The organism is Massilia sp. MS-15 (assembly GCF_020176695.1).
Taxonomy (GTDB): Bacteria; Pseudomonadota; Gammaproteobacteria; order Burkholderiales; family Burkholderiaceae_D; genus Telluria; species Telluria hydrophila.
Genome location: NZ_JAIWIA010000079.1, coordinates 1 through 8,428, shown reverse-complemented (window position 1 = coordinate 8,428; position 8,428 = coordinate 1). Strand labels below are relative to the sequence as shown.

At 70.0% G+C, this 8,428-nt stretch carries 4 protein-coding genes; all 4 read right to left on the bottom strand.

Features of this window, described 5'->3' with window-relative positions:
• Positions 1-54: 54 nt before the first annotated feature.
• From LCI23_RS20220 to LCI23_RS20205, 4 genes are read right to left on the bottom strand one after another with little or no spacing between them, the layout of a single operon-like run.
• A complete protein-coding gene (locus tag LCI23_RS20220) occupies positions 55-1,296 on the bottom strand; it encodes a TIGR02679 family protein (protein WP_224948250.1) in 1,242 nt (413 codons plus the stop codon).
• Positions 1,297-1,306: 10 nt separating this feature from the next.
• A complete protein-coding gene (locus LCI23_RS20215) occupies positions 1,307-5,470 on the bottom strand; it encodes a TIGR02680 family protein (protein WP_224948249.1) in 4,164 nt (1,387 codons plus the stop codon).
• Complete coding sequence (locus LCI23_RS20210) at positions 5,470-6,723, bottom strand: TIGR02678 family protein (protein WP_224948248.1); 1,254 nt, start codon at positions 6,721-6,723, stop codon at positions 5,470-5,472. Before LCI23_RS20210 ends, LCI23_RS20215 begins: the two co-directional genes overlap by 1 nt.
• Positions 6,713-8,248 carry a TIGR02677 family protein gene (locus tag LCI23_RS20205; RefSeq protein WP_224948251.1) on the bottom strand — a complete coding sequence of 512 codons (1,536 nt, stop codon included), beginning with the start codon at positions 8,246-8,248 and terminating at the stop codon, positions 6,713-6,715. The genes LCI23_RS20210 and LCI23_RS20205 overlap by 11 nt, the downstream gene beginning before the upstream one ends.
• Positions 8,249-8,428: the final 180 nt, after the last annotated feature.

The window sequence follows — 8,428 nt, the reverse complement described above, 5'->3', positions numbered from 1 at the left end:
ACGTAAGCACTTGATTACGTTAACATTTTCAGTCCCTGCCGAAGCGGAGGCGAACTATAGCAAACTGGAGTAGGAGTCTGCAAGCCCTGTTTTTGCGCGCAGGTTCAAATCCTTCATCAGACTTGCGGCCAGGGCCTCCTCGTCGATTGCCCTGCCCCGCTCCAGCATGGCTGCCGTGAGTGCCTTGTCCCACCTGGCCTCGGCCGCTATTCCGACGAGAGGGCGCGTCACTTCGACCTCCTTGTCCAGCGCCGCACAGTAATCGGCTGCGCCGAATCGCCAGGGAAAAGCACCAAACAGATCGATCACGGTGTTGGCGATCGCAATGCCCGGCCAGTCGAAATCGCCGTGGTAGTGCAGACGGGCGCCAGCCGCAGCTAATTGAGTAAGCAGCGCGCGCTGCGCTGCGGCCGGCATGCCGTCGGTGCAAACCAGCGGTGCGCACTGCGGTCCGAGTGCGTCGGCCGCGATGGCGACCAGGTTCGGGTTTTCGCATACATAGACGTCACGCGAGGCAAGCTGCCATTCTGGTGGTGCGCGTAGCAGTGCGCGCAATGAGAGGTAGGCTGGTTCGCCCTTTCTGTCGCCGGAGCTGCACGGCAGGTTCAGGAACAGCACGGGACGCGCCAGCTCATTGACCAGCACGCCGGCTCCAGCCCATAGCGCGCGCGCCGTTTCCTCTCCTTCCTGTTCGCCGCCCCCTGCCCTTGCACTGCGCAAGGCGGCAAGCACGATGGTCGCGACGGGACTGCCCGGATCGAGCGCATGCGCGTCGCCCAGCACTTGCGCCGCCAGGTGCGAGCGCGGGATGGCCTCCGCTGGCAGCTGCGCCAACACGGCCTGCACCTGCGCGATGAGCTGTTGGGCGGCCGGCAGGCGCACGGCCAGCCGCTTGAGCAAACCGAGGCCGCGCCCGTCCGCGAGAAAAGCGGCAAGCCGGCTGTCGCTCGCCTGCGCACGCAGGGCATCCCAGGCGCGCGCCGTCTCGGCGCGCACCGCGGCCAGGTCGGTCACGGGCCCGTCGAGTAGCTCCAGCGCGTGGCGCAGCGAGGGCGCCAGGCCGGCCTCCTTCAGGCGCGCGTCCAGTTCCGCAACGTCGAAACGCAGCGAACCGGCTGCGCTCGGGCGCCGTCCAAGCAGGCCTGCCAGGGCAGCGCGTTCCGCCTCGCTCAGCTTCCCCAGTGTAACGATGCCGCCGGCGCGGCCGCGCTGGTAGCGGCTGCGCAGCCGTGCTCGCAACGGCGCTAGCGCAGCGCCACCCAGCAGGCGCGCCAGCCGGACATCGGCGTCACTCATTCGGCCTCGCTCATTCGGCAGCGGCGATGTCGGCGACGCCGGGGAAGCGGCGGGCGCCGTCTTCTTCCAGGCGGCGCGCACGGCCGTCCCAACTCCAGCGCGACACGTGGACGGCATCGATGCCCTCGTGCCGCTGCAGCTGGCAGATCGACACGCCCGGCAGTTCGGCATAGCAGGCCCATTCGCGCTCGCTGGTCATGACAAAGTCGAGGTCGAATTCGCGCACCAGCGCCATGCAGTGGGCACGCGCGGCGTCGTCGATGCCGGCAAAGGCTTCGTCGAGCAGCACCAGGCGCGGCGCATGGCGCGATCCGGCATGGGTATAGAAGCTCGACACCGCGGCGAACAGTGGCACCGTCAGCCCGAGCGCGCGTTCGCCGCTGGAGGCGGGACCGGCCAGCGGCCGCCACTGGCCATCCTGCCAGCGCTGCACGCGGAAGCGGTGCCAGCGCCGGTAGTCCAGCGCGCGCGCGAGCAGCTCGAGCAGGCTGCCGCTGCGCCCGGCGTCGTCGCGCGCGCGCTCGGCCGCGATCCTGTTCTGCAGCATGCGCCCCACCACTTGCCGGTCCTCGGGCGACCAAGCGTCATAGCTGGTGTTAAGCAGGCGCTTACGCGCCGCCTCCAGCCCAACCGGCGCGCCTTCGCTGCCCTCCTCGAGCGCCTGCCACTGCAAGCGGAAGCGCACTCCGGTCGAGGTCGGGCGTTTGGCCAGTTCGGTGTTGATGGCGCTTACCCGCCGGTCGGCGTCCTGCAGGCGGCGCTGGATCGCGGCCGCCACCTCGGCTTGCAAGTGATTTTCCAGCACCTCGGTCTCGCGCGCGGTCAGCAGTTCCTGGCGCTGCGCGATCTCGGCGCGAATGGCCGCCTCGATGATGTCCGGACGCTGCGGGCGGCTCTGGTAGACGATGGTGACGATCATGCCATGGTCGCTCGGCTCGGCCTGGCCCTGGTGGCCCAGCGCGGTGAGCGCGCTCTGCAACTCGGACAAATCGCGCGCAAAGGCGCTTTGTACGCGCGACCAGTCCTCGTCCCCGGCATCGACCTCTTGCAGCAGTTGCTCGGCGCGGCGGGCGACGCCGAGCGCCGGGTCGATGCTCCAGGGCGGCGCCGGCAGCTCCAGTTCGGGCAGCGCAATGGCCAGCAGCCCGGTTGCGCTGAATTGCTCGAATCCGTGCACCGCGTTCTGGCGCAGCGCGGCGCGCTCGTCGAGCGTCGCTGCGGCATCCTCCGCCCGCTGGCCGCTGCGCGCGCGGGTCTCGCTGGCAGCGCCAAGCAGCGCGCGCGACTGCTTCAGCGCCGTGTCCCCATCCTGCACCACCTGGCGCAGCGCCGCCAGGCGTGCCGTCAGTTCGTTTACCTGGACGCCAACCCGTTCGCGCAAGGTATCCAGGCGCACCCGCGCCTCCTCAAGGGCCTCGGCGCCGCGCGCCGCCTGCGCGCGGCGTGCAGCAAGCTCGCGCTCGCGTTCCGCGAGACGCTCCTCCTGGCGGCGCCGCTCGGGCAGCAGATGCCGGACTTCCTGGGCGCGCAGCAGCAAGTCCTGCAGCGCCTGCGCGGCGGTGTCGAGCGCGGCCGACACTGCTGCCAATGCGGTGCCGTCCAGTGGCAGTTGCAGGTCGACCGCGTCGTGCTCGCCGGCCGCCCGGGCGGCGCGCCAGGCCTCGAATGCCGCCGCCAGGCGCGTCTCGGCGATCGCCAGGCGCTCGGCAGCCTGGCGCCGCTCGCGCTCCAGCGCAGCGGTCTGTACATGGGCGGAACGCAGATCCGTATCCGAGGGCGCCGTTTCCCATTCTTTGGCTGCAAGACTACGCCGCTCGGACAACAAGGACAAGGTCGCGCCCACCGCGGCCTGCTCTTGCGCCAGGGCGGCCAGGGCGACACTGATCTCGTCGATCCGCCGTCGGCGCGCCTCAGCGCGACTGGACGCCCCGATGTATTCGGCGGCAGGCTTGGCCCAGGCCCCAGCCAGTGCGCCGATGCGGAAGCGCCCATCGGGCGCAACCCAGGTCTCGGCGCCGTCATCGTCCGCGCTGCAGGCAAGCGAGGCGAGCAGGCGCTCAACCAGCGCCGGGTCGAGCGCGCAGGGCTGCGCGGGCGCCAGCCAGGCGCCCAGCGACGCCCCCTGCGCCGGCCGAGCGCACAGCAGCGTGTCGTACGGCGGCGCGCTGGGGCCCGCATCGATTGCGCCGTCCGGACTGACCCAGGCATCGAGCAGGCCGGCCGCTTCCAGCGCCGCTTCGAGGCCAGCCCGCTCGGCCTCACCCTGCACGCCGTCGCGGAACTCGACCAGCTGCCAGAACGGCGCGCCCGGACGCCCGACAGGACGCGCGCCGGGATCGCGCTGGTACGGCGCCGGCGGCGCGCTATCGGCGCCATGCGCCAGGCGCGCGCGTTCCCGCTCCAGTGCCTCGGCCTGCGCGTCCAGCGCCGCGCGGCGCGCCAGCGCCTCTGCTTCGTCCCACGCCAGGCGCAGGCTGCTGTCGTCGCGCGAACGCATCAGGGCGCCGTGCGCAGGATTCTCACCAATCAGGCTGCGGGTCCAGTCGGCCAGCGCGGGCAGCAGCGCCGCACTGTCGAACGCCAGTTCACGCAGTCCCGCCGCGTGCGCGCTCCAGGCCTCCACCAGGCCATCGGCATGCGCCAGCAGCTCGGCCTCGCCGGCCGCCAGCCGCTCCCCCGCGTCGGCGAGCGCATCGGCGCTTTCGCCGCGCCGCTCCTGCGCCGCGTCGCGCGTCTGCGCAGCGTGCTCGATCTCGCGCAGACGACTCGCCACCACGGCGGCATCGGCACGGCGCTGCTGGCCCAGGCTGCGCAAGGCGCGCTGCATCCGCTCATATTCGGCCACTTCAAGACTGGCCAGCTCATCCGGCTGGGCGAAGCAGGCCCGCGCCGCCGCGAATTCCTCGCGCTGCGCCAGCCCGGCCGCCTCGCCTGCGGCATTGAATACGGCGGCGGCCTGCGCGAGCGCGGCGCACGCGGCGTCGGCGCGCCCGGCATAGCCGCGCAGGGCGCCGGCGTCGTGCTCCTGCTGCCGCACGGCGTCGCGCAGCGCCGCCTCGGCTGCCTCCAGCGCGCGCTGTCGCTCTGCCAGGTTGCGGGCCAGTTCGTCGATGCGGTTGGCATCCTGCATCAGCGGATCGGCCTGCATCTCCTCGAGAGCGGCGCGCTGGCGCTGCTGCTCCCCTTCGGCCGCCTCGAGCGACGCGCGCAAGCGGGCTTCCGCGCGCTGTGCGGCGTCAAACGCGGCGCGTGCCTCGCGCAGTGTGTGGCTGGCATTGTCGAAGCCAGTCTGCGCGGCGCGCAGCACGCGTGCCTGGCGCCGCGCATTCACGCGCGCATACTGGCGGTAGCGGCGGTTGAACTGGCCGATCGCTTTCGCCAGTTCGTTCAGCTCGGTCAGTTGCTGGGCATATTCTTCGAGCTGGTTCATGGCCTCGGCCACGTCGGCCAGCAATTCGTCCGGCAGCGGCGCCAGCGCCTCGGTCAGCGCATTCGAGAGGTTGTCTTCGTTGGGTTTCTTCGACAGTTGCGGCTGGCGCAGCTGGATCAGGGTATCCATCAGCGCCGCGTAGCGCGCTTCGCCCAGATGGAACAGGCGCTCGTCGACCGCACGCCGGTAAGCCTGGGCGGTATCGAACAACTGGCCGCTGCCGTCGAGCGCCTGCGCCAGGCGCTCCTTGCCCAGTACTGCGCGGCGCTCGTCGATCAGCCACAGCTCGCGCCCGATGCGCTGGCCTTCGGTAAGGAAATACCAGGTGTCGACCTGGGGCCGCGCGGCGACCGCCGACAGGCCGCAGCCCAGGCTCAGGTAACGCGGCTGGCCATCCTCACCAATGCGGCCGAATTCAATCCAGGCATAGCCGACGCGGCGCTCGAGCTTGCCGAGCAGCAGATTCCACGCCATCTTCTTGGTGGCGTCGCCATCGGGCTCGATGCGCGAGGACTTGATGCTGGCGTCGAACAAGAAGGGCAGCGTGAGCGACAGCACCTTCGATTTGCCGGTGCCGTTATTGCCGCGCAAAAGCAGGTGGCCGTCGCGGAACCAGAACTCTTCGCTATCGTAATGGAACAGCTCGACCAGGCCGATGCGCAAGGGCTGCCAGCGCGTCTGCTGCGGCTCGGGGAGTGGCGGCAGCGCAGGCGCGGCGTCGCTCGAAAACAGGGAATCAGACATCAGAACAAGGCATCCTGGGCGCGCTCGGCGCCCTTGGTTACGGTACGCTTGCGCGCTACCAGTTCGGCATCGCCCAGTGCAAAGCGCGCGAGCGCGGGCAGCGGACACACGCCATTGGCATCGCGCCGGACCAGGCGCAGCATCGCCAGCCGGGCCAGCGCATTGTCGGCAAGTTCGGTTTCGGCGCCGGGTTCGCGCGCGGCCTTCGCCCAATAGCGCCCATATTCGGGAATCATGCCGCGCACGGCCTCGCGGACCTCCGCTTCGGTGATCGGCGCGCCAGGACGGGCGCGGCCGGCGTCTGCCAGGAACTCGGCGACCAGCAAGGTGACGTGGGATGCGGTGCCGGCCGCTGGCATGGCAACGTCGGTCAACTCGGCGCTCTCGTCCACCAGGGCCAGGCCTTCGGCGCGCTGTTCGGCAACGAGGCCGGTGGCTTCGCCCAGGCGCGCGGCGAGCGCGCCGCGCTGGTTCTGGAAGTAGGCGCGCAAGGCCGGGCGGTCGTCCAGTTCGTCGAGATAGACGACCGGATCGTCGAGCAGGCGACGCGCCAGGTAATGACGCATCGCGGTGCGGCGTCCCTCCTCGCTGTCGGGGGTGAACTCTTCGGTCAGGGCGGCAAGGCGTTCGCCGAGGGTCGCCGGCGCCTGCTCGGGCGCCCAGGTCGAGGGCCCGCGCGCAGCCGCCAGCAGGCCCGCCAGTGCGCGCCGCCGCACGTCGTACAAGGCGTCGCCGACCTTGCTCACGAAAGCGTCCTCGTCGCCCGCCACGCGCAGCAGTACGCCCAGCGACAGCAGGTAGCGGCAAATGGCCACCAGTTCGCGCCGCTCGTGGTGGCTGTCGAGCGTGAAGGTGAAGCCGCGCGCATCGAGTTCCGGGTCGGCGGACAATGCCAGCAGCTTCTCGCCGAGGGTACGCAAGGTGATCTGCGGTTCGGCTCGCTCGAGCGCCGCGCACGCAAGGCAGAACAGGATGTAGCGGCGACGGTCGAATTCGGCCGCGCCGCGGCTGGCGTCGGCCAGGTCGGCAGGCCGCTTGTACAGGCGCGCGCAATCGCGCTCGACATGCAGGATCCAGCCCGCGGCCTGCGAGAACCAGTCGCGCAGCTCGCGTTCGTGGCGGCGCACCGCATGAAAGGCCGGGTGCGCGGCCGTCATCAAGGGGCACATCAGCAAGGCGCGCAAGGCATCGCGACGCTCGTCTTCGCGATGGCGCGCCAGCACGTCCCTGAGCTCTGCGGCATCACGCGCCATGTCGGTCTCCGGTAGGCGTGATCGTGAGCAGGTGGTCGCGTCCCGTGAACGTGCCGAAGCTGGTCTGGATGCTGGCGACGCTGTCCGCCGCCAAAGGCGCCAGGCGGATCTGCAGCAGGCCATCGGCACTCTGGCAGCTCACCTCGGCGTCGGGCCCCGCCTGTGCCACGAGCGCCTCGCCTAGCAGGTTCAGGAACAGGCGGAATGCCTGCGCATCGAGCATGCCCAGCTCCGACAGGCGGGTGGCGCGGCCGGTAGCCAGGATGGCGCGCGCCGCATCGATCTGCGCCCGCTCGGCCGCGACGCGCGCGGCCAGCATGGCGCGTTCGGTATCACGCGCGCGGACGTGCGGCGGCGCGCCGCGCGGCGTCATCTCGCCCTGTTCGCGCAGGCGCGGATGCACGCGCACCGGCGGCGCCTCGGCCCAAGGGGTGGATGCCGGCACCGGGTCTGCGTGCGCAGCGTCGGCCTGCAGGCTGAAGTGGCGGGCGGGATTGAGCGCAAAGCCAGCCCGCCACAGCCGGTGGGCCTCGGCATCGCTGCCAGTATCCGCGAACCAGCGCGCCAGGATGCGGAAGTCCGCCGAGCGGTCGCTGCGTCCGCTGCGCCGTTCGTTGAGGCTGGCGACGGCCGCCAGCAGCTGCGGGATTGCGGCCCTGACCTTGGCGCGCAGGAGTTCAGACTGCGCCTGGATGTGCCCGTCGCTGATGAACCAGCGCGACAGGCCACGCCAGCGCTCACGCCAGATGGCCGTGCGCTTGGCCAGGGCGTCCGCCTGCTGCGATTCGTCACCCGGCGCTGCATCGCGCCGTTCGCGCTGCGCGGCAAGCACAAGCAAGGTTTCGATGCGGCCGTCCAGTTCATGCAGGCGGCCGGCAATCGCTCCCGAACGGCCGACCAGGTCGCTGACGAAGCGGTTCAGGTAGTCGATCAGGCGCTGCTTGAAGGCGATCACGGCCTGCACATCGGCCTGTTGCAATTCGATGCTGCGGGCGACGCTGGCCATGAAGGCTTGGGCGTTGTCCGCCAACCCGTCGAATACGCGCACCAGGTCGCGCAAGGCATTGTGCACCTTGGCCGGATCGGGGGCGGCTTCGCCTGCCAGGGCCAGCAAGGCATTCAGCTGGATCAGGATGTCTTCGAGCGCGACGGTTTGCAGTTCGCTATGGCGCGCCAGGGTGCGCGCGAAGGCGGCGAGGCCGGCTTCGACGGCCTCGCCGCCGAGTGACAGCCGGTACAGGAAGCGTGCCCGATAAAAGTCTTCGATACTCGACACCCGCGCCGTATCCGGATGCGCTTCGAGATTGCCCCAATCCGCCAGTTGCGACAGGGCCTGCTGGATTTCCTCGATCGACGGCGTCGCACCGGGCCACTGCGCTTCCAGTTGCACCTCGTCTGGCCGCAATTGCAGCCTGAACTGTCTTTTGGCGGCAGCGAAAGTGTCCATGATGGACCGATACAGGAGGACTTTGTCCGCGGCAACGTGACGGAACAGATCTCCAGCGGATTCAGCAAGCGAGGACATGTTTATGGGAATGAACGAGTGCCCGACTATAGTACCGGCTTGCGCAAAGGTCAACGCGCGATCGAGGGTGGATATCAGAACGGCTGGGGCAGCCCAAGGCCAAACAACTACCGCTCTCGCATTCGCAAGACGCAAAAAAGCCCGCTCAGATCTTCTGAGCGGGCTTTTGCATATAACTAG

Excerpts from the sequence above, each read along its gene's own strand:
- LCI23_RS20220 (WP_224948250.1), bottom strand. The coding sequence starts at position 1,296 with ATGAGTGACGCCGATGTCCGGCTGGCGCGCCTGCTGGGTGGCGCTGCG.
- LCI23_RS20215 (WP_224948249.1), bottom strand. The coding sequence starts at position 5,470 with ATGTCTGATTCCCTGTTTTCGAGCGACGCCGCGCCTGCGCTGCCGCCA.
- LCI23_RS20210 (WP_224948248.1), bottom strand. The coding sequence starts at position 6,723 with ATGGCGCGTGATGCCGCAGAGCTCAGGGACGTGCTGGCGCGCCATCGC.
- LCI23_RS20205 (WP_224948251.1), bottom strand. The coding sequence starts at position 8,248 with ATGTCCTCGCTTGCTGAATCCGCTGGAGATCTGTTCCGTCACGTTGCC.